The organism is Bradyrhizobium sp. JR3.5 (genome assembly GCF_054057015.1).
Genome location: NZ_JBSRYV010000001.1, coordinates 1,250,528 through 1,271,175, shown reverse-complemented (window position 1 = coordinate 1,271,175; position 20,648 = coordinate 1,250,528). Strand labels below are relative to the sequence as shown.

The 20,648-nt window shown below is 65.6% G+C and carries 17 protein-coding genes and 1 pseudogene; 3 read left to right on the top strand and 15 right to left on the bottom strand.

The window, feature by feature from the left end; translation table 11 throughout:
- Positions 1–3: 3 nt before the first annotated feature.
- From ACVWW1_RS06310 to ACVWW1_RS06245, 14 genes are all read right to left on the bottom strand, one after another.
- Entirely contained in the window at positions 4–1,557 is a 1,554-nt protein-coding gene (locus ACVWW1_RS06310) for an ABC transporter ATP-binding protein (RefSeq protein ID WP_456655234.1), read from the bottom strand.
- A gap of 2 nt (positions 1,558–1,559) precedes the next feature.
- On the bottom strand, positions 1,560–2,549 hold the full coding sequence (locus ACVWW1_RS06305) for a BMP family protein (RefSeq protein WP_456655233.1): 990 nt from the start codon (positions 2,547–2,549) through the stop codon (positions 1,560–1,562).
- 101 nt (positions 2,550–2,650) lie between these two features.
- Complete coding sequence (locus ACVWW1_RS06300; protein WP_456655232.1) at positions 2,651–4,096, bottom strand: oxamate carbamoyltransferase subunit AllG family protein; 1,446 nt, start codon at positions 4,094–4,096, stop codon at positions 2,651–2,653.
- Positions 4,096–5,694, bottom strand: coding sequence for an acyl-CoA synthetase FdrA (gene fdrA / locus ACVWW1_RS06295; protein WP_456655231.1), 1,599 nt, complete (start codon positions 5,692–5,694; stop codon positions 4,096–4,098). Before fdrA (ACVWW1_RS06295) ends, ACVWW1_RS06300 begins: the two co-directional genes overlap by 1 nt.
- A 206-nt stretch (positions 5,695–5,900) precedes the next feature.
- The gene (locus tag ACVWW1_RS06290) at positions 5,901–6,281 is read right to left on the bottom strand and encodes an amino acid kinase family protein (RefSeq protein WP_456656629.1); all 381 of its coding nucleotides are present in this window, start codon (positions 6,279–6,281) and stop codon (positions 5,901–5,903) included.
- Positions 6,166–6,861 carry a hypothetical protein gene (locus ACVWW1_RS06285; protein ID WP_456656701.1) on the bottom strand — a complete coding sequence of 232 codons (696 nt, stop codon included), beginning with the start codon at positions 6,859–6,861 and terminating at the stop codon, positions 6,166–6,168. Before ACVWW1_RS06285 ends, ACVWW1_RS06290 begins: the two co-directional genes overlap by 116 nt.
- Before the next feature lie 4 nt (positions 6,862–6,865).
- Positions 6,866–8,374 (bottom strand): acyl-CoA synthetase FdrA, encoded by a 1,509-nt coding sequence (fdrA, locus tag ACVWW1_RS06280; RefSeq protein WP_456655230.1) that lies wholly within the window; start codon positions 8,372–8,374, stop codon positions 6,866–6,868.
- Positions 8,371–9,318, bottom strand: coding sequence for a DUF1116 domain-containing protein (locus ACVWW1_RS06275; RefSeq protein ID WP_456655229.1), 948 nt, complete (start codon positions 9,316–9,318; stop codon positions 8,371–8,373). Before ACVWW1_RS06275 ends, fdrA (ACVWW1_RS06280) begins: the two co-directional genes overlap by 4 nt.
- 5 nt (positions 9,319–9,323) lie before the next feature.
- On the bottom strand, positions 9,324–9,623 hold the full coding sequence (locus ACVWW1_RS06270; RefSeq protein ID WP_456655228.1) for a hypothetical protein: 300 nt from the start codon (positions 9,621–9,623) through the stop codon (positions 9,324–9,326).
- Positions 9,624–9,633: 10 nt separating this feature from the next.
- On the bottom strand, positions 9,634–9,822 hold the full coding sequence (locus tag ACVWW1_RS06265) for a hypothetical protein (protein WP_456655227.1): 189 nt from the start codon (positions 9,820–9,822) through the stop codon (positions 9,634–9,636).
- Positions 9,823–10,027: 205 nt separating this feature from the next.
- Entirely contained in the window at positions 10,028–10,969 is a 942-nt protein-coding gene (locus ACVWW1_RS06260; protein WP_456655226.1) for an oxamate carbamoyltransferase subunit AllH family protein, read from the bottom strand.
- Positions 10,970–10,984: 15 nt separating this feature from the next.
- Positions 10,985–13,519 carry a branched-chain amino acid ABC transporter ATP-binding protein/permease gene (locus ACVWW1_RS06255; RefSeq protein WP_456655225.1) on the bottom strand — a complete coding sequence of 845 codons (2,535 nt, stop codon included), beginning with the start codon at positions 13,517–13,519 and terminating at the stop codon, positions 10,985–10,987.
- Positions 13,516–14,391, bottom strand: coding sequence for a branched-chain amino acid ABC transporter permease (locus ACVWW1_RS06250; RefSeq protein WP_176530589.1), 876 nt, complete (start codon positions 14,389–14,391; stop codon positions 13,516–13,518). Before ACVWW1_RS06250 ends, ACVWW1_RS06255 begins: the two co-directional genes overlap by 4 nt.
- A 40-nt stretch (positions 14,392–14,431) precedes the next feature.
- Positions 14,432–15,634, bottom strand: a complete 1,203-nt coding sequence (locus ACVWW1_RS06245; RefSeq protein WP_456655224.1) for an ABC transporter substrate-binding protein — start codon at positions 15,632–15,634, stop codon at positions 14,432–14,434.
- Between the two features lie 142 nt (positions 15,635–15,776).
- On the opposite strand from ACVWW1_RS06245, the gene ACVWW1_RS06240 reads away from it, so the two are divergent.
- From ACVWW1_RS06240 to ACVWW1_RS06230, 3 genes and pseudogenes are all read left to right on the top strand, one after another.
- Positions 15,777–16,760, top strand: coding sequence for a polysaccharide deacetylase family protein (locus ACVWW1_RS06240; RefSeq protein WP_456655223.1), 984 nt, complete (start codon positions 15,777–15,779; stop codon positions 16,758–16,760).
- Between the two features lie 17 nt (positions 16,761–16,777).
- Positions 16,778–17,999 (top strand): annotated as a pseudogene (locus ACVWW1_RS06235) (amidohydrolase family protein).
- Between the two features lie 142 nt (positions 18,000–18,141).
- On the top strand, positions 18,142–18,879 hold the full coding sequence (locus ACVWW1_RS06230) for a TetR family transcriptional regulator (protein WP_456655222.1): 738 nt from the start codon (positions 18,142–18,144) through the stop codon (positions 18,877–18,879).
- Positions 18,880–18,931: 52 nt separating this feature from the next.
- On the opposite strand, the gene ACVWW1_RS06225 is transcribed toward ACVWW1_RS06230, so the two are convergent.
- Positions 18,932–20,524 carry a gamma-glutamyltransferase family protein gene (locus tag ACVWW1_RS06225; RefSeq protein ID WP_456655221.1) on the bottom strand — a complete coding sequence of 531 codons (1,593 nt, stop codon included), beginning with the start codon at positions 20,522–20,524 and terminating at the stop codon, positions 18,932–18,934.
- Between the last annotated feature and the right edge of the window lie 124 nt (positions 20,525–20,648).

Here is a 20,648-nt window from a genome sequence, read left to right as displayed (position 1 = left end):
AATCTAGACATGCGCGTGCCCCGACATCATCGCTCCGATCGCCTCGCGGCTGAACGACCCGGCCGCGAGCTCGCCAACCAGCTTTCCGCGGTAGATCACCGCGATCCGATCCGACACAGCCATCAGCTCCTCGAGCTCGCTGGAGATCAGAAGCACCCCGAGGCCGTCATCGCGCGCGGCACGGATCCGATTGTAGACGGCCTCGATCGCACCGACGTCGAGGCCGCGCGTCGGCTGCGCGGCGAGCAGGAACACCAGCGGATCGAGCGACAGCTCGCGCGCGAGCACCGCCTTCTGCTGATTGCCGCCGGAGAGGCTCGCCATCGAAACATCCGGGCTGCTCGCCCGCACGTCGAAGTCGCGCATCATCGCCTCCGCCGCCTTGCGCCGCGCCGACTTGTCGAGCAGGCCGAAGCGGCTGAATTTTCCGATCGCGCCGAGAAACAGGTTCTCGGCAACCGACAATTCCCTGATGCAAGCCACCGCATGGCGATCCTCGGGAACGATGCCGACACCCGAATCCGTGATCTCTTGCGGCGTGCAACCGCCGACCTGTGTCCCGCCGACCACGATCGCGCCGGCGCTTGGCGTGGCGAGGCCGGCCAGGATCAGTCCGAGCTCGGTCTGGCCGTTGCCCTCGACGCCCGCGATCCCGACGATCTCGCCGGTACCGACCGTGAGGCTCAGGCCGTCGAGCCTCGGCACGCCATGCGGGTCGCGATACACGAGGTCGGAGATCTGCAGCACCGCCTCGCCCGCCGACACCGGACCGGCCGCGTCTGAGGGTTTCGCCGGCGTCTTGCCTTCGATGTCGACCGCCGCAGCGAGCACCGAACCTGCCGACTGAACGTCGCGGCCGACCATCGAGCGCACCAGCGACCGGATGTCGGCGCCGTCCATCGCGACGGTCTCGATGATCCGGCCCTGCCGCAGCACCGTCGTGCGATCGGCTACACGGCTGATTTCGCCCAGCTTGTGCGTCACGAGGATCACGGACTTGCCGCGCAGCGCCACCTGACGGCAGATCGCCAGCAGCGCATCGATCTCATCCGGTTGCAGAACGGCAGTCGGTTCGTCGAGCACCAGCAGCTGCGGATCGCCGAGCAGGCATTTGATGATCTCGACCCGCTGCCGCTCGCCGACCGAAAGCTCATCGATCCGCGCCTCGGGGTCGATTTCGAGCCCGTATTCCGCTGCGAGCTGCTCCATCCGCACGATGATATCCTGCGGCTTCAGCACCGCGCTGGCGCGGCCGAGCATCAGGTTCTCGGCCACGCTCATGTTGGGCACCAGGCTGAAATGCTGATGCACCATGACGACGCCGCGCTGCAGCGCTTCCGCCGGGCCGCGCGGATCGAACGGCTCTCCGCCCAGCGTCATCCCGCCGGCATCCGGCCGGTGCACCCCGAACACCAGATTGCACAATGTCGACTTGCCGGCGCCGTTCTCGCCGAGCAGGCAGTGCACCTCGCCGCGCTCGATCAGCAGCGATATGCAGTCGAGCGCGGTAAAAGCCCCGAAGCGCTTGGTCAAGCCAGACAGTTCGAGAAGAGCCACGGTCAACCCACCTTGACTTTGATCTTGTTCGACAGCAGGTCGTCCTTGAGTTCCTTGATCTTGGCCTGGATCTCGGGCGTTGCGCCGGCGCAGATCTCGATGTCGGCCGAACGTGGCCCCATGGCGAGGCCGAACTGCTTGTACTCCGGGTGCCACGTTCCGGCGACGGCTTGGTCGATGGCATATTCGACCATGAAGCCGATGCCGCTGACCGTGTAGGCGATGTAGAGCGGATTGTTGTCGGAGCAGTAGTTGGTATAGCTCCCGATCATCCTCGTGCCCTTCTCGCGCGCCGCCTGCTCCATTCCGCGCACGCCGAGATTGAGGATGTTGTAGTGGACGTCCGCCCCCTGCGCGATCGCGGCAAGGGTCGCTTCCTTCGCCTTGGCGACGTCGTCGAAGTCACCGGTGTAGGTCACGAAGCATTTGGTGTCCGGCTTGACATGCTTGGCGCCGTTCGCGAATTCCGTTCCGGTGTTGACGATGGCCGGAATCTCAAGCCCGCCGACGTAACTCACCGCGCCGTTCTTCGACATCATCGCGGCGAGCGCGCCGGCGATGAAGCCGATCTGGGCCTGCAGCACGTCGTATTGCGCGACGTTTTCGGTCGGTTGTCCGGTCGGGCCGACGATAGAGAACTTCACCTTCGGGAAGCGCTTGGCGACCTTGAGCACCGATGCCTGGGTCTGCCCCGCGGCGCCGATCACCATGTCGTTCTTGCTCGCGAGCGTGACGAGCGCCTGCTCCATGTCGGCGAACTTGACGTTCTCGATCGACGTGATCACGACCTTGCTGCCGTGGCGTTGCTCGGCCGCCTTCATGCCGTTGTAGGCCGACTCCATCCAGCCGTGGTCGGCCCGCGACCCCGGAATGAGAATGCCGATGCGAAGCGGCTTCGCAGCATCGTCGGCGAAGGCGAGCCGGCCTGATGAACTGATCCAGGCTGCCGAGAGCAGGCCTGTTTGCAGAAATGCACGACGGGTACCGTTCATCTGTTTCCTCCTGTTCGTTCCCGGTGTTGCCGCATTGTTTGCTGCGGCGTTTTTTGCATCGGCGGCGCGCCCGCGCCGTCGTCCTCAAAATCGCAGCAACGTCATCTCGCGGCCATCGTCGCCAATGCTCCGACGGCGTCGACGAAGCACTTCATCGGCGCCTGTACGACGCCGGCGCCGATGATGCCCATGCCCGGCTCCTTGTGCGCCGTTGCGGTGTTGATGACCGGCCGCCTGCTCTCGTCCACGACCTTGCGGATGTCGATGCCGACAGGCGCTCCGATGAAGTCGAGCATCGGCAGGGTGAAGCCGGGATTGCGGCCGATCGTGACGTGCGCCATCTCGCGCGAGTATCGCAGGGCGTCCTGCGGCGTGCCGCCGACGAACTGAACCATCGCAGGAGCCGCCGCCATCGCGAACGCGCCGAGCCCCGCAGTCTCGGTGATCGCGCTGTCGCCGATATCGGGATTGGCGTCGGCCTCGCTGAAGCCGGGCAGAAACAGGCCGACCGGAATATCAGCCGGACCGACAAACCATTGCCCATCCAGGCCGCTGACCCTGATCCCGACATTCACGCCGTTGCGCGCCATCGCCGTGACGATGCTGCTGAACGGCACGCCGTGCGCGGCATCCATGGTCGCCTTGCACGCCGCCATCGACAGGCTGAGGAAGAACATGTCGTCCGCTCCGATCGTCCGCAGTGTCTCATGAACGAGATCGCGTGAGATCGAGGATGTGAGCAGCGACTCCGTGACGGCGCGATACAGCAGCAGGGTCGCCGCCGTGTTGCGATTGTGGACGTCGTCGCCCATGTGCAGTGACTGTGACATCAGCGGCTTCAACGGCAATCCACCGTCGATGCCGGCGACCGCGGCCTTCAGGCATGGCGCCAGCACATTCTCGATCAGCTTGAGGCCTGCGATCACCTCGGGCGCGAAGGCACCGAAGCGCAGGGTCTTGGCGCCGCCGGATTCCATCATCGGCGCATAGGCGCGGTTGCCGGTGGTCTGGTTCTGCACCACGAACAGCGGCATCGAGGGTGAGATGATCCCGGTCATCGGCCCGACCGCGCCGAATTCATGGCACGGCGCGAAGCGGATGCCGCCTGCCGCGACGAGTTGCTCGGCCTCCTGCTGGGTCGCCGCCCATTTCTCGTAGAGAATTGCGCCGACGACCGCCCCCTTCATCGGGCCGCACATATCGTTCCAGGCGATCGGTGGACCGGCATGGAGCAGCGTCCGTCCCATGTCCGGCCAGACTTCGGACGCGTGGGCCGCGACGTCGACCCATACCGGCTGTGCAGTCAGGATGCGCTCGAGCACTTCCGCATTGGCGCGATCGATCCGTGATCCGAGGCAGTCCGCATCGCCGGCGTCGCCGACCAGTTGCGCGAGGCTCCAGGCGACTTCGGGACTTCCGTCGCCGACCGGCTGCCACTGCAGACGCACCAGCGGGGCACCACTGCTTTCGACGCCGCGATCGAGGCCGGAGGCGCCAAGGCTGATGACCGATGTCTTGTCCTGGAGCGCGGAAGAGGCTGCGTTCATCATCGTTCTCCACCTTGCATCGCGCGACGCCCCGTGGCGTTGTCGTCCGCGGCCATGCGGCTCGCGATGGCTTGTGCGGAAAGCGCTGCGCCCGTGCTGCTGCCGACAATCTCCGCGCCGGCGTCCGCCAACATGGCTTTCTGGGTCTCGTAGGGCTGCGGATCTGAATCCGTGCCGCAGACGAAGCAGACCACGGGAAGCTCCCGCCCCTGCGCTCGCGCCGCGGCCTTCGCCCGGCGGATCGCCGGGGCCAGGATCTCAGCCGGATTGGGGTGGCTGCCGTAGCCGAGCACGACGTCCAGGACGATGCAGGCAACGGTCGGATCGTCCGCTTCCTCCAGCAGCCGTTCGATCCGCACGCCATAGTCGATCATCGGATGCGGACGTCCCACCGTGAATTCGTCACTGCCCAGATCGATCGCCGTGTGCCCGTGGCTCTCTTCCACGTCGGCCAAGCGGTGTGCGCCGGCAAGCGGCGCGTTCGACCGGGCACGAATGCCCGCCGCCCGCCAAATGGTCTGGGCTTCCGAGCAGAACGTTCCACCGGAGTAGAGACCGCGCAGGTAGCGCTGCGACGGCGCCAGCGACGCACAGACCCGCGTTGCCAACGCTTCGATGGACAGTTCATCGCTCCCGGGTTGGCGCGCTCCCGCAAGCGCGACCGCCTGCCGCGCCGTCTCCTCGAGCGACGACGTGCGGTGAACATTGCCGGCGGATGCTGCCGGCTCGCCGCCGAGGAAGCAGATCACGACCGGCTTTCCGATTGCGCGAGCGCGCTCGATCACCCGCTTCTGCACATCGGGCGCAGGAGGCTTGGAGACGATGGCGACAACTTTGGTCTTCGCGTCGGCGGCCAGCAGCTCCAGGCCCTGCAACATGGTGATGCCGCCGACCTCGCTTGAAACGTCGTGGCTGCCGGTGCCGATCGCCTGCGAGACGCCCTGGCCATGGCGATGGATCTGGCACATCACCTCTTGCAGACCTGTGCCGGACGCTCCAACGAGCCCGATCGCGCCGCGCCGAACGACGTTGGCAAATCCAAGCGGCACGCCATTGATGATGGCCGTGCCGCAATCCGGTCCCATCACCAGCAGGCCCTTCTGCGCCGCAACGCGCTTGATGGCCTGCTCCTGTTCGATCGGCACATTGTCGCTGAACAGCAGCACGTTGAGGCCCTGGCGCAGGGCCTTCAGGGCTTCGGCAGCGGCATAGGGGCCCGGCACCGAGATCAATGCGAGGTCGGCATGATCGGCAATCGCAACGCCGCCGGAGATCGAGCGCGGCGGTGCTTCCGCCGCTGCCTCATTCGACCCGCCCTTCGGTTTTTCGCCGGCGATCAGCGAGTGGATCTCCCGCTCCGCGGCGGCGAGCTTTTCGGGCGCATCGTCCGCCACGACCATCATGATATCGCCCGGCTTGGCGCTCTCGAGCACCGGGCTCATCAGCCCGGCCTGCTGCAGGAACTCCTTGTTGCTGCGCGTTCCCATCAGCAGCGTGACCCGCTGCACGCCGGTCCGCGCGACCGTGACCTGCGAGATCCGCATCAACGACACGGAATCCTTGTAAAGGTTCGCCTTTATGCTGGATTGAATGGCCATCGCCTTGTCGTTCCCTTGAATCCCGCAGGCTGCTTGTCTGTCTTGCATGTGTGAGCTTGAGCCAGCGGCCAGCTCGATCGCCTGATCAGAATGAGGCGCAGATGCGCCCCAACTGCTTCAACTCGGTGAGCGCGGGCCCATCCTGCTCGACGCTCGAATGCAGATTGGCACGGGCGAATGTCCCGCCGATGCGCCAATCCCGGTGGTTACTGAACGACGTGCGTCCCGGTCTCGCCCCGCAGCGCCGCCATGGCACAGTCGAGGTGACTGATGATCGCGCGTTTGCCGCCGCCCTCGAGAAACCGGATCGCCGCATCGACCTTGGGTCCCATGCTTCCCGGAGGAAAATGTCCTTCGCGGTGGTAGGCCTTGATCTCCTCGAGGCTGACCTGGTCCAGATCCTTCTTGTTCGGCTTGCCGAAATTTACTGCAACGCGCGGGACCGCGGTCAGGATCAGCAACTCTTCGATATCAAGCACATTGGCGATATGAGCTGACGTCAGATCCTTGTCGATGACCGCCGGCACGCCGGTGCGCACGCCCTTTGCATCTCGAACCACGGGAACGCCGCCCCCGCCTCCCGCAATGACGATCGTCCCCCGCTTGACCAATGCGTCGACCAGCGAGATGTCGCAGACAATGCTTGGGCTTCGGCGACGGCACGACATGACGCCAGCCGCGCCCTGAATCCTCACGCATCGCCCAATTGAGCTCCGCGCTGATCTTCTTCGCCTCGTCCTCGGAAAAGAACGGTCCAACGAACTTCGTCGGATTCTTGAACGCGGGATCGTCCTTGTCCACCTCGACCTGGGTCAGCAGGCTTGCCACATGTCGCTGGTTGCCCTGCTCGCGGAGGGCATTCTCGATCGCCTGCATCAGGAGATAGCCGATGCCGCCCTGGCTGTGCGCGACGCAGATGTCCATGTCCATCGGCGGGATTCGGCTCATCGTCAGCATCTGGCGCATCATGATCTTGCCGACGACCGGGCCGTTGCCGTGCGTGATGACCAGCTCATTGTCGAGTTGCGCAAGCGGCAGCAGCGCTTCCGCAGTGATCCGCGCGACGGACTTCTGCTCCTGGGAAGTGCCCCTGATATCCTCGGGGTGAACCGCATTGCCACCGATCGCGACCACCAGGCGACGCGGCACGTCATTGAGCGTACGCATTTCCTTACCTCCCGGCATTCTGGACGATGGCAACCGCAAGCTCGCACGCCTGCGCGTTCGACGGCGCAACGAGGATTCCGGCCTGCTCCAGTTTCCTGACCTGCGCGGAGCGCCCTTGCGGATCCTGCTCCGTGCCGACGACGGACGCGATCAACGCTGGCGCATCTTGCTCGCGATCGGCGACGATATTCGTCAGATGCTCGGCGGGATCTGCATGCGCGCCATAGCCGAGCACAAGATCGAGCAGGATCACCGAAAGATCGCGGTTCTTGAGCGCAGCACGCAACGCATCGTCGCGCACTGACGGGTCGATCATCGGGTGCGGCCGGCCACGGGTATATTCGTCGTCGCCGAGGTCGATCAGCCGATCCCGTCCGGAGTTCGGCTCGACGCCGAGCTTGACCACGCCGGGGATGGCGGCGTTCGACGCCACCTTCCGACCCGCGGCAGCGAGGATCACCTGAGCTTCGGCACACAGCGTTCCGCCGGCAAACAAACCCTCGATCCCGCCTCGGCCGCTCCGCGGAAGCCGTGATGCGACAGCATTCGCATCGAAGCCCGTGCCGATCTTCTTGTCTCCCAGTGCCAGCTCCGCGGCGCCCTTCAGCGTCGGCGAGAAGCGGGCGTTCGGTGGCAGCTCGATCTCCGAGGCACCGATGAAACACACGGTGTACGACTTCCTGCTTCTGCCGATCCGCTCAAGGACGGATTTGGCGACATCGGGATGCGGCGGCTTCGAGATCAGCACCACGTGATCGGTTTCCGGATCGGACTCGAATGCATCGATCGCCATCAGCGTGGTGATGCCGCCAATATCCTTCTTCAGATCGCGCCCGCCCACCCCGATGGCATGGGAGATCCCCGCGCCGGCTTCCGAGATCAGGCATGAGACCTCCTGCGTGCCGGTCCCTGACGCGCCGATGATGCCGATCCTGCCGCGCCTGATCTTGTTGGCGAACGCCAGCGGCGCGCCGCCGATCACGGCCGTTCCGCAATCCGGCCCCATCATCAGGAGGCCGGCCGCCCGCGCCTGCTGCTTGAGCGACAATTCATCCTCGAGGGACACGTTGTCGCTGAACATCAGGACATGCAGGCCGCGATTGAGCGCCTTGCGGGCCTCCGCGGCGGCGAACTCGCCGGGAACAGAAATCAGCGCAAGATTGATCTCCGGCCTGGCCTTGACGGCCGCGGCGATCGAGTGCGGCCGCCAGGCAGCCTGCGTCTCGCCCTGGGTCTTCGGCTTGTCGAGCGACTTGATCGCATTGTCGAGGGCTTCGCGGGCAGCGGGCTCCGACTCGGCCTTGACCGCGATCACGAGGTCATTGCCCTTCACGGCAGTGCCCTCCTCCAGCAGCCCCGCATTGCGCATGATCGCAGCGTTCGACGGAGTTCCCATCATCAACGCCGCCTCGATCACGCCGGGCGAGCCGGCCACCTCGCGCGACAGCCGCATCAGCGCGACCGAGTCGAGATAGAACCCCTTGCGGACCTCGTTCAGGACAACGACGTTCATGACACACCCAAATCCTTGGCGATCGCGACGATCGCCTGCTGGAAGCACGCCAACGGCGCCTTGACCACGCCGGCACCGACCTGCCCGATGCCGGGCTCGCGATGCGCGATGCCGGTGTTGATGACGGGCACCACGCCGGAATCGACGACCAGGCGGATATCAATGCCGGTCGGCACGCCCGCGAAGTCCATTGCGGCGATGGTCCATTCCGGATTCTGCGCAACCGTGATCTCGCCCATCGAGCGGGTGAAGTTGCCGGCCTCGGACGGCGCCCCGGCCCCCACGAAGCCTGCGACGGCCGGCGCCGCCGCCATCGCGAATCCGCCCAGACCGATCGTCTCGACGATCGCGGAATCACCCATGTCCGGATTGGCGTCCTTCTCGGAATAGCTGGCAAAGTACAGCCCTTCCGGCATTTCGACCGGTGCGGTGAACCATTGTTCGCCGAGCCCGCTGACGCGGATTCCGAAATCGGTGCCGTTGCGGCACATCGTGGTGACGATGGTCGAGCCCCGGATGCCGTTGGCCGGATCGGTGATCGCCTTGCCCATCGCCATCGCGATGTTGAGGAAGAACTGATCGTTCTGCCCGATGAATGCGAGGCATTCGGCGAGAACGGCGTTGTCGGTCGAGGTTCGCGCCATCCAGGGTGCGATCTCGCGAAGGAAGACGCTCGAGCAGGCCAGATTGCGTTGATGCAACTCGTCGCCCATCGACAGGCCCCGCGCGACGATCGATTTCAGGTCGATGCCGCCGGCGGCACGGATCGCCTTGCCGAGCGTCGGCCCGAACACGTCGCGCAGCCAGGCGAGCCGCTTCAGCACGCTGGCGTCGTTGCCGCCGAAGCGCATCACCTTGCCGAGCCCCTCGTTGATCGCGCAATAGGCGCGGTTGGCGAAGCGCGCGTTCTCGACCACGAACAGCGGCATCGACATCGTCGTCATGCCGGTCATCGGGCCGCGACTGCGCCGAAGTGGTGGTTCGGGTGAAATTCGATCTCGCCGTTGGCGGCGAGCTTGGTCGCGGTCGGCAGATCCTGCGCCCATCCCTCGAACACGATGGCGCCTGCGACCGCGCCGCGCATCGGGCCGCACATCCTGTCCCAGGAGATCGGCGGTCCGGCGTGGAGGATCATTCGTTCGCGCAGGCCCGGGATCAATTCGCGGGCGGGAACGATGTCGATCAGCCGCGGCTCCCCTTCGAGGATCCGGGCGAGCACCTGCTGGTTTGCGTCTTCGATCAGCTTCATCGGTGCGCCCTCACACACCGAGCTTCGCGAGCAGGGCCGCCATCTGCGGATCTCCGCCCGCCGACGGCTTCCAGTCGAGGTGAACGACGTCGATGCCGCAGTCGCGGAGGTCCTTCACGAACCCCTCAAGCCCGACATTCACGACTTCGACCTTGCGCGCCAGCAACTGCTGATACTGCGGCCTATCCTGATCCGTCATCGTCTCCGCCCTAACCAAGTTCGTTTTCGTTGTGTCGAGTTAATAAGAAAACACTTACTTCGTCAAGACCGGATTCTTGAAGAATGCGAATTTCCGTACCCGCGCGAACAGCGGACCGGTCGAAGCGCAATAGCGCCTTAAAAAAAGAGCTCCGAACTTCGTTCGGAGCAGTCTGGGAGAACTCGAAATTTGATCTGCAACGGCGTCACCGCTCGCGCAAGGCGTGGCGTAGGACGATCAGACTGCCGGCAAATGCATCCAGCCCGGATGAATGCCCGATCGCGGTGAGGGCCGTGAGGGCGCGATGAAATCCGGCGGCCTCGCCGCTCATCGTTGCATGGATGGCTGCGTGCAGTGCCGCCGCGCCGTAGCCCAGCGCCGCCGCGCGCAGATGGATTCGGCTGATGTCGTTGGTGCCGTCGAGCAGCGCGCGGCAATGGTCCCACAATGCATCGCGACATTCGATGCGTCCGAGCGCTGCCAGCGCGATCAGCGCACCGCCGATCAGATCGTCGCCGGACGGCGTAAGCCCCGGCCCGAGACCGACCAGGCTGGCAAGCCCGGACTCTCGATCCGCATCGTCATCCGGGCCTGCGAGGATTAGCTCCAATGCAGCGAGGCCGGGCATGGCAGCCCGAACCAGCGCAGAGCCGTCGCCCGGAGCATGTCCGGCCCCGACCACGGCGAGGCCCTCCGAAGTCAGATCACCGCCCCACACCTCGTCGACGGTATCAAGGCCGCGTCGCAGGCTGGCCGTCGACCAGTGTGGTGCAGCGGGCGGCGCCCAGACCGACCGCGCGGCCAGATTCGCGAGCGACGTCGCTCCGATCCACAGAATGGAGTCCGCGACCCGCACGGGATCGCCGACCACAAGGCCCGGCCATCGGAAGTCGCCGACCACATGCAACGGACCCGATCCGATGCCGATCCGTCCAACGCAGATCCAGATCCCGTCGATCACGGCGTAGAACGAACGTTCGAACACGGCTACGACCTGGCCCGCGGCGCGATCGCGAAGCGCCCTGTCGGCGAGGAGCCCCACTTCCACATCGGCACAGACCGTCGCTGCGGATTCGGGACGCCGCTCGTCCGGCGCGCCCGCGCGACCCGACTGCCTTCCGTCCGTTTCGCGGCCTTCGACCAACATCCGCCCTCGCCTCCCTCAGCGTGCCTGTGCCGCGAGCCGTTGTGGCGCGCCGGCCTGGGCCTCGCCACCCAGATAGGCCGCCTCGAGCAGCGGATCCTCGGCGATGATGTCGGCGGCGCCGCTCTTCAGGATCGCACCCGTTTCCAAAAGATAGGCCCGGTCGGCCAGCGCGAGCGCGTGGCCTGCCATCTGATCGACCACGATGATGGTCGTGCCCTCGCTGCGCAGCCGCTCAAAGGACGCGAACAGTTCATCGACCACGAGCGGCGCCAAACCGAGCGACGGCTCGTCCAGCATGTAGATCTTCGGCCCGGTCAGAAGCCCACGCGCCACCGCGAGCATCTGCTGCTCGCCTCCGGACAGCAGGCCGGCGCGCTGATCGATGCGCTCCTTCAGCCGCGGGAAGCGCACGAACATCGCCTCGATCTCGGCATCGAGGTCTATTCCCTTGCGCGCATAGGCTCCGAGCTGGAGATTCTGCTTCACCGTCAGCTCCGGAAACACCTGCCGCCCTTCCGGCACCAGCACGACGCCATGGCGGGCACGAACATGTGCGGGCATCCGGTCGATGCGCGTCTCGGCGAGCCGCACTTCGCCCGTGGAGCGCGGCGGCTCGAGTCCGGCGATCGACCGCATCAGGGTGGTCTTGCCGGCGCCGTTGGCGCCGAGCACGGCGACCGCCTCGCCGGGAGCGACCACCAGATCGATCCCGTTCAAGGCGCGTGACAGCCCATAGAACGAATCGAGCGTCTTGACCTCGAGTGCGGTGCCCTGCCGCGCCGGCCGCGGCGCGCGGCTCTTCTCGCCGGGCGTCGCGTCGCCGAGATAGGCCTTGCGGACCAGCGGATCGTTGCGGATCGCCGCCGCATCGCCGATCGCGATGCGCTTGCCGCCGTCGAGCACGACGATGAGATCGCTCAGCGACATGATCATCGGCATGTCGTGCTCGACGATGATGACGGCGATCGCGAGATCGGCGATCCGGCGCAACAGCGCGGTCAGGCGCTGCTTGTCGCCCTTCGAGAGGCCGGCCGCGGGCTCGTCGAGCAGCAGGATGCGGGGCCGCAAAGCGAGCGCGCGCGCGATCTCGACCAGGCGCTTCTCGCCATGGGACAGCGAATCCGCAAGACGATCGACATCGCCGTCGACACCGGCAAAGCGCAGCAGGAACCGGGCGAAACTCTCGGTCTCCGCGTTGCGCAGCGCGGAGACAACGCCGCCGAGACGGCCGACCCGCTCGGCCAGCAGGATGTTTTCCAGGATCGTGAGCGACCCGAACAGCTGCGTGGTCTGGAACGTGCGCGCCACGCCGACCCGCGCCAGCAAATGCGACGTCATGCCCGTGACATCGCAATCGCCGAGCTTCACCGTCCCCGCCTGCGGCCGGTAGAAGCCGCAGAGCAGATTGAGCGCGCTCGTCTTGCCCGCGCCGTTGGGACCGATGATGCTGGTGACGGCACCGGGCGCCGCCTTGAACGATACGCCCTGGACCGCGCGCACGCCGCCGAACGAGATCGAGAGATCCGTCACGTCGAGCCCCGCCGCGTTGTGGGTCTTGAGGATCGCCGCATCAGTTTCCGCCGCGGCGATCGCGGGCCCGGCCACCGGCTTGCGTGCCGGCAGGACTCTTGCCGCGAGTTGCTCCGCGAGGCCGACGATGCCGGAAGGCGCGGCGCGCAGCACGACGAACAGCAGCACGCCGAAGGCCAGTAGGCGATACTCGGCGAGATCCGACAGCACTTCCGGCAGCAGCACCACCAGCGCGGCGCCGATCACCGGGCCGAGCACCGAGCCGGCGCCGCCGACCATCACGGCGAACAACAGCAGCACCGATTGCAGGAACGGGAACGAGCTCGGGCTGATATAGCCCTGCAGCGGCGCGAACAGCGCGCCGGCCAGCGCCATCGCGGCCGCCGAGATCACGAAGGCCACGGCGCGGACCTGCACCAGATCGATGCCGAGCGAACGCGTCGCGACCTCGGTATCGCGGGCAGCACGCATGGCATAACCCCAGCCGCTGCGCTTCAGCCGCTCGAACAGGATGAGGCCGGCAAACACCAGCGCGACGCCGGCGATGGCAAGCGAACGCTCGGACAGCGCATAGCCGAACACGCTTGGCGGCGCGCTCAGCATCAGGCCGTTGCCGCCGCCGGTGAGATCGCGCCACTCGATCGTGACATGCTCGACGATGAAGCCAAAGGCAATCGTCACCATCGCCAGATACGGCCCGCGCACGCGCAGCGCCGGCATCGCGAGCAGCCCGCCGACGATGCTGACCAGCACGATGGCCCCCGCCGTCGCGGCGAGGTAGGGCCAGCCGGCCTTCTCCATCAGCAGCACGGTGGTGTACGCACCGATCGCCATGAAGCCGATATGGCCGAGCGAGATCTGGCCCGCGAGGCCGAGCAGGACGTTGAGGCCGATGCAGCCGATCGCCGTCAGCGAAATCGTCGCGATCAGGAACACCGAATAGCTGTCCGCGACCGCGGCATAGCCGATGGCAATGGCGAACGCCGCGAACGCGACGAGAAGGGAGGCGCGCGAGGTCATACCTTCTTAACTCCAGCTCGGCCGAGCAGCCCGTGCGGCATGACGACGAGGATGACGATGACGGAAGCGAACGTGATGATCTGGGTGTAGACCGACCCGAGATAGTTGGTCGCGAACACCTCGATCAGGCCAAGGCACAATCCAGCCAGCATGACGCCCCAGGCGCTGGCGAGACCGCCGATGATCGCGGCGGCGAACGCCTTGATGCCGAACAGCGTGCCCATCTCGGACGAGACGTTGAACAGCGGCGCGATCAGCAGCGCGGCGACGCCTGCCAGCATGGCCGACACCGCATAGCTCGCGGCAATGGCGCCGCTGACATTGATGCCCATCAGCCGCGCGGCATTGGGATTCTGCACCACCGCAAGCATCGCGACGCCATGCCGCGTGCGGCGGGTGATCAGATGCAGCGCCAGCGCAAGCAACAGCCCGACCACGGGAATCAGGAGCTGCAGCGGATAGACCCCTGCCCCCTCCACGATCTGGATCGGCTTGGCCGCGAGCATCGACGGGAAGCTGCGCGGCTCCTTGCCGAACACGAACAGCATCACATTGTCGACGATGATGCCGACCGCAACGGTCGCCATCAGCCAGTTGTCCGACCCGCGCAGCACGAACGGACGAACCGCGAAGCGTTCAATCAGGACGCCGTAAACCGCGCAGACCAGCAGCACCGCGGGGATGCCGATCGCGGCCGGCCAGCCCCACACGATGAGGAAGAAGTATCCGGCAACGGCTCCCAGGGTCATCGAGCTGCCCTGCGAGAAGTTGACCGTGCCGGATACGGCGTACGTGACGTGAAAGCCCAGCGCGAGCAGACCGTACATGCTCCCCAGCGCCATTCCGGTTATTATCGCCGAAAGAAACGACATCGATGATCACCCCGATCTGCTTGCTGGACGACCGCTGCCGTCAGTTCTTGAACGGCAAAATGTGGTTGTCTTCGAAGTGGGCCCAGATGTAGTCCTGCGCCGTCAGCGCATCGTGCTTGTCCTGGGCGAACGGCTTTTCATAGGTCTTGATCAGGCCTTCCAGCCGGTCGATTCCGTAGAAGCCGTCACGGACGGCGGTCGGATCAGTGCTGCCGGCCTTCTGGATCGCGCCGGCGATCACCAGGACGCTGTCATAGGCGTTGGCGAAGCCGACCGCAGGCGTCACGTCCGCCGGGCCCTTGATGTCCGGATACTTCGCCTGCAACTCGGCGAGCACGCGCTTGCCGACCGGCGAGAGGTTGCCGAAGAAGCTGTAGGTCTGGACGAACACGACGCTCTCGGCACTCGGCCCGGCGAGCTCGGTGAAGCGGCCGCCGGCCGGTCCCCAATGCGACACGATCGGCGGCGCCCAGCCCATCCGGTCGAGCGATTTCACGACCTGCGAGGATGGACCGACATTGCCGACCAGGAACAGGGAGTCGGCGCCGGCCTGCTTGAGCCGGGACAATTGCGCGACCACGTCGACATCGTTCGCCTCGAACTTCTCGACACCCGCCGGTTCGATCCCGGCCGCCTTCAGCGCCGCGCGAAGGCCATGCTCGTTCGATTCGCCCCAGGGATTGTTGACCAGGATGAGGCCCGGCTTCTTGGCGGCGAAGGTCTTGCCGGCAAACGCAACGATCGCCTTGTCGACCTCGTCGTCCATCGCCGAGACGCGGAACACGTAGTTGGAGGCGGCGCCGTTCTGCGTGATGTTGGTTCCGGCGGCCCAGGGCACCACGAACGGCATCTTGACGTTGTTGACGAACGGCACGATCGCGAGCTGGACCGGCGTATCGAGACCGCCGAGCAGCACCGCGACCTTCTCGCGCTGGATCAGTTCGCGCGCGGCGGTCAGCCCCTTCGCGGGATTGCTTTCATCGTCACGGCGCACCAGTTCCAGCGGACGGCCGAGCACGCCCCCTTTCGCGTTGATCTCCTCGATCGCGATGGTGGCGCCGCGGGTCAATGCTTCGCCGGCGCGCGCCGACTGGCCCGACAGCGCAGTGACCAGGCCGATCTTGATCGGCTCGGCGGCCCGCGCCCGCTCCGCAAGTGGCACAGAGCCGATGAGAATGGCGAGCGCGCCCTGCAAGACAACGCGGCGGCACAACCCGGTGATGGGGGTACAAGCGTAGCTCATTTCTGCAATTCCTCCCGCTCCGACGGCTCCCGAGCCGCCTCTGGTCCGCTGCCGCCGTCTCCGCGGCCTTGACGGAAGTAAAAACTTTCTTCACAAATTGACGAATGTCAAGCGGCTGATCGCGCGCCGAATGGAGATTGCAATGCAACGGGAGACTCGAGCAGAACCGGAGCGGGCCACCTCACGTGGCGTTCTTGGCGGTGCAACATCCGCACAAGCGGCGGATCCAGCGCGGGGTCTCATCTCTCATGACCGCTACAGCTACAGCGCGATCACGCGCCGCCCCGACTTCGTATGGCCACACGGAAAGCGGCTCGCGGTCTACATCGCGCTCAACCTCGAGCATTTCGCTTTCGGCTATGGACTTGGCGCCGAACTCTGTCCGGGCGGTCCGCATCCGGACGTCCTCAATTACGCTTGGCGCGATTATGGCAACCGGGTCGGTGTGTGGCGGCTCATCGATCTGTTCAACGAGCTGAAACTGCCGGTCTCCGTGCTCGCGAACAGCAGCATCTATCACTACTGCCCGGAAGTCATGGACGCATTTCGCGCGCGCGGCGACGAGGTCGTCGGCCATGGACGGACCAATTCCGAACGGCAAGGCGTACTCTCACCGGCCGAGGAGCAGCGACTGATCGAGGAGGCGACCGATGTCATCGCGCGTGCCGAGGGACGGCGGCCGCTCGGCTGGCTCGGTCCATGGATCTCGCAATCCGCGGTAACGCCGGACCTTCTCGCCGAAGCGGGCTACCAATATCTGCTCGACTGGTGCATGGACGACCAGCCGGTGTGGTTCTCGACGAGGGCTGGCGGGCGGATCCTGTCCGTCCCCTATCCACAGGAACTGAACGACATCCCCTCGATTGTCGGGCGCAAGGACAGCGGCGAACAGTTTGCGACCATGATCACGGACACATTCGAGGAGATGCTTACCCAATCCGCCAAGCAGTCGCTGGTGATGGGCATCGCGCTGCATCCATACCTGGTCGGCCAGCCGCACCGGTTGCGGCCGCTGCGACGCGCCCTGCAGGCGATCGTCGCAAGGCGCGAGGACATCTGGATCACCACCGCCGGCGAGATCGCGGCATTTTCCCGCGCCCTGCCCGACCGCATCGTCCCGACATAAAAAACTGGAGACTCGAATTGACTGCCATCGACACACTCTTTCAGAACGCGCGGCTCACCGACGGCCAGCTGGTCGAAATCGCCGTCCGCGGCGGCAAGATCGTGGCGATCGCGTCGTCCCCGCAAAGCTACGGCGCAGTCGGCGAAAGGCGCGACCTTGGCCGACGCCTGGTGCTGCCCGGCATGGTCGAAGGTCACATCCACCTCGACAAATGCTTCATCGGCGACGACTGGAAGCCGCATCGGCCCTGCACCGCCGGCTTCAGCGTGCGCGAGCGCGTCAAATTCGAGAAGGAAGCGCTCGCCGGCGCCAAGCCGATCCCGGTTCGGGCTGCGGCCCTGATCGACCTTTGCGTCTCGCAGGGCACCACTCACATGCGCAGCCATGTGGATGTCGATGCCGAGGTCGGTCTGCGACATTTCGAGCCGATCGCCGCCGCGCGGGAGGCGCACCGGGAGAAGGTTTCGATCCAGATCGTCGCGTTTCCCCAGAGCGGCATCCTGACATCGCCCGGAACGGCCCAATTGCTCGAGGAAGCCGTTCGCGCCGGCGCCGATCTGGTCGGCGGGCTTGATCCCGCAGGCCATGATGGTGACGTCGCCGGGCATCTCGACGTCGTCTTCGGGATCGCCGAACGGCATGGCGTCGGCATCGACATTCACCTGCATGACGGCGGTTTGCAGGGCATCTCGGAGATCGAGGAGATCGCGCGACGCACCAAAGCGTCGGGTCTTGGCGGCAAGGTCACGATCAGCCATGCCTACGCGCTCGGCGAAGTGGCTAGCGACGTGGCTCAGCGTACCGCGCAGCAGCTTGCCGAGGCCGGCGTCGCCATTTTAACCAATGCTCCGGGCGCACACGCATTTCCGCCCGTGTTGCTGCTTCGCGATGCCGGTGTCACCGTGTTCTCCGGCAACGACAACATCCGCGATTCCTGGTGGCCCTACGGCGACGGCGATCTGCTCGAGCGCGCAATGATGGTCGGCTATCGCTCCGGCTTCAACACTGACGATCAATTGGCCGCGGCCTTTGACATGGTGACGACCAACGCAGCGCGCGCGCTTGGCCTCAAGGGACTACGGCCTCACGCTCGGCGGGACGGCGGATTTCGTCGTGCTGGACGCCCGGCATGTCCAGGAAGCCGTGGTCGCTCGTCCCAAGCCCCGCGATGTCTACAAGGCTGGCCGGCTCGTCGCGCACGCCGGCGCGATGGTGGCAGCCGGCGCCCGGAAGCAGTGAACATGGAGGAATCGCACTTGACGAACAGTCGCAATGCCGATCTCAATCCCAGCTGCTTGCGCCGGGAACCGGTCCGCTGCCCGATGTGGCCTGATGCGGACGTGCCCTGCGTGAATACCCGAGCCCAGTCAAGGTTGACGCCGTGACAGAGACGACAGCACCGACCAGCCCCACCCGCACCACCACACGCGGAAAGCGGCCTCGCGACTCCGCGCTCACCAAGGAAGCGATCCTGCGCGCCGCGACCTTCGAGTTCTGTCACAATGGCCTCGGCGGCGCTCGTGTCGAGGCGATTGCGCAGCGCGCCAAGGCCAACATGCGCCTGCTGTACGCCTATTTCGGCGACAAGAACGGGCTCTACATTGCCGTCCTCGAGGACGTCTACACCGAAATTCGCGCGGCCGAACAGCGGCTGAAACTGGATGATCTCGAGCCGATCGCCGCAATGAGCGGGTTGATCGATTTCACGTTCACTTTCTTCGGGCAGCACCAGAACTACATCGCCCTGATCAACACCGAGAACCTTCAACGCGGACGCAATATGCGCAAGTCGCGCAAGATTGCCGAGCTCACCTTGCCCCTGGTTGCAAGCATCGAAAGCATTCTGCGGCGAGGCGTGGCGGCGGGCCTGTTTCGCGATGACGTCGATCCCATCCAGCTCTATGTCTCAATCACCGCGATGAGCTATTTCCACGTTTCCAACCGGTACACATTGTCGGCGATGTTCGACAAGGATCTCGGCGCGTCGGACTGGCTAGAGCTGCGCCGCAAGCATGCGCAGGACATGATCTTGACCTGGCTGACGGCCCCTGTCGGGGATCGCAAGGACAAGTCGGCAGGATCGAAGGCGACGGCGCGCCTCAGCAAGCCGTCCCGCTAGCGGGGCAAGCCGCACGACGCAATACGTGCGGATCGAGAGCAGCGAATGCCCCTCAGCGGGTCGCAACGACGCCGTCGCTGCGCGGATCGCTGGCCCCTTCCATCAGGCCGTCCGGATGCCAGACGATTGCGCCGGCATGTCCCATGACCTCCTCGAACGGGCCAGTCACCTGAATGTCGTGGCCGAGCGCGCGCAGCCGATCGATGATCGCGGGATCGAAGCGGGATTCGATCTTCAAATTGTTGTTTTCCTCGCCCCAGGTGCGACCGAGCAGCCAGCGCGGCGCCGTAATCGCCGACTGCAGCTCCCGGCCGTGCATGGCGTAGCGGGAGAAGATGGCGGCCTGGGTCTGCGGCTGCCCTTCTCCGCCCATCGTGCCGAAGGATATCAGCCGCCCGTCGCCGAGTTCGGCCATCGCCGGCTGGATCGTGTGGAACGGCAGGCGTCCCGGATCCAACCGATTGGTATCGGTCTCGTTTAAGCTGAAGCTCGTTCCGCGATTTTGCCAGGTGACGCCGCTTTCGGGCAGGATGACGCCCGAGCCAAATTCCCAGTAGACGCTTTGAATGAAGCTGACGCTGAGCCCGCTGCGATCGGTCGCAGCGAGCCACACCGTATCGCCCTGCTTGGACGGATCGGGCCACGGCGCGGCGCGGCGGTCGGAGACGGTTTCGTGAAGCGCGGCGAGCGATTGCTCGGACAGGAATTCGGCGGCCGGGCGTTTCATGTAGTCGGGATCGGTCACGTGGCCGTTGCGGATACGGAACGCAGCTTTCGTGCATTCGACGAGCCTGTGCAGATGATCGACGCCGTCGGCTTCGCCAGCGATGCGCCGGGCATAAAGCGCCAGGATCAGGAGCGAGGCCAGCCCCTGCGTCGGCGGAGGCATGTTGAAGACCTTGTGTCCGGACACCTCGACCGACAGCGGCGTCACCAGCGATGCCTGATGCCGCTCCAGATCAGCCAATCGCAGCGGGCTCCCTACCCGCTCGAGGTCGACCGCCAACGAGCGCGCCAGTTCGCCGCGATAGAAATCAGCCAGCCCGGCCTTGGCCAGACGCCGCAGCGTCGCGGCGACACGCGGCTGCCGCAGGCGCGCACCGACCGCGAGCGGGGTGCCTTGCGGCAGATAAACCTCGGCGTAGCCGGGCACGTTTTCGAGCTCATGCCACTTCTTGCGGATGTTCTCGTGCAGCGTGCTGGTAACGGCCACGCCCTCCTCGGCATGCCGGATTGCGGGCTCAAGCAGCCGCGCCATCGGGAGCCGACCGTCGTGACGATCACGGCTGAGCTCATAGGCCTTCTGCCAACCGTCGACCGTGCCGGCGACGGTGAGCGCGGCGAGCGGGCCGCGGCCGGGAATGCTTCTGCAGCCACGCTCGCGATACCAGCTGCGATCCGCTGCCATCGCAGCCCGTCCGCAAGCCTGAATTCCGACCGGCTTCGAACCGGCGCGGCCGACCAGCCAGAAGCTGTCGCCACCAAGGCCGTTCATGTGCGGATAGGCCACGGCAATCGTCGCGGCCGCGGCGATCATCGCCTCGATCGCATTGCCACCTTCCGACAGGACCGCGAGCCCAGCCTGCGCCGCGAGGTGGTGCGGCGCGGTCACCATGCCGCCATAGCTTCGTTTTGTCTGCAACATCAGCCGTCTCTCCCAAGCACGGTATGTAATAATATTTTTACTTACCGTGTCAAGGCGCCAGAGATCGGTCTTTGAGATACGGGTGCCGGGCCGTCGAGCTCGTCATCAGGACCGGCCATTGCAG

What these genes read in the sequence shown, in the direction of transcription:
- ACVWW1_RS06305 (WP_456655233.1), bottom strand. Translation starts at nt 2,549, where the DNA reads ATGAACGGTACCCGTCGTGCATTTCTGCAAACAGGCCTGCTCTCGGCA.
- ACVWW1_RS06300 (WP_456655232.1), bottom strand. Translation starts at nt 4,096, where the DNA reads ATGAACGCAGCCTCTTCCGCGCTCCAGGACAAGACATCGGTCATCAGC.
- fdrA (WP_456655231.1), bottom strand. Translation starts at nt 5,694, where the DNA reads ATGGCCATTCAATCCAGCATAAAGGCGAACCTTTACAAGGATTCCGTG.
- ACVWW1_RS06285 (WP_456656701.1), bottom strand. Translation starts at nt 6,861, where the DNA reads ATGCGTACGCTCAATGACGTGCCGCGTCGCCTGGTGGTCGCGATCGGT.
- fdrA (WP_456655230.1), bottom strand. Translation starts at nt 8,374, where the DNA reads ATGAACGTCGTTGTCCTGAACGAGGTCCGCAAGGGGTTCTATCTCGAC.
- ACVWW1_RS06275 (WP_456655229.1), bottom strand. Translation starts at nt 9,318, where the DNA reads ATGACGACGATGTCGATGCCGCTGTTCGTGGTCGAGAACGCGCGCTTC.
- ACVWW1_RS06270 (WP_456655228.1), bottom strand. Translation starts at nt 9,623, where the DNA reads ATGAAGCTGATCGAAGACGCAAACCAGCAGGTGCTCGCCCGGATCCTC.
- ACVWW1_RS06265 (WP_456655227.1), bottom strand. Translation starts at nt 9,822, where the DNA reads ATGACGGATCAGGATAGGCCGCAGTATCAGCAGTTGCTGGCGCGCAAG.
- ACVWW1_RS06260 (WP_456655226.1), bottom strand. Translation starts at nt 10,969, where the DNA reads ATGTTGGTCGAAGGCCGCGAAACGGACGGAAGGCAGTCGGGTCGCGCG.
- ACVWW1_RS06255 (WP_456655225.1), bottom strand. Translation starts at nt 13,519, where the DNA reads ATGACCTCGCGCGCCTCCCTTCTCGTCGCGTTCGCGGCGTTCGCCATT.
- ACVWW1_RS06250 (WP_176530589.1), bottom strand. Translation starts at nt 14,391, where the DNA reads ATGTCGTTTCTTTCGGCGATAATAACCGGAATGGCGCTGGGGAGCATG.
- ACVWW1_RS06245 (WP_456655224.1), bottom strand. Translation starts at nt 15,634, where the DNA reads ATGAGCTACGCTTGTACCCCCATCACCGGGTTGTGCCGCCGCGTTGTC.
- ACVWW1_RS06240 (WP_456655223.1), top strand. Translation starts at nt 15,777, where the DNA reads ATGCAACGGGAGACTCGAGCAGAACCGGAGCGGGCCACCTCACGTGGC.
- ACVWW1_RS06225 (WP_456655221.1), bottom strand. Translation starts at nt 20,524, where the DNA reads ATGTTGCAGACAAAACGAAGCTATGGCGGCATGGTGACCGCGCCGCAC.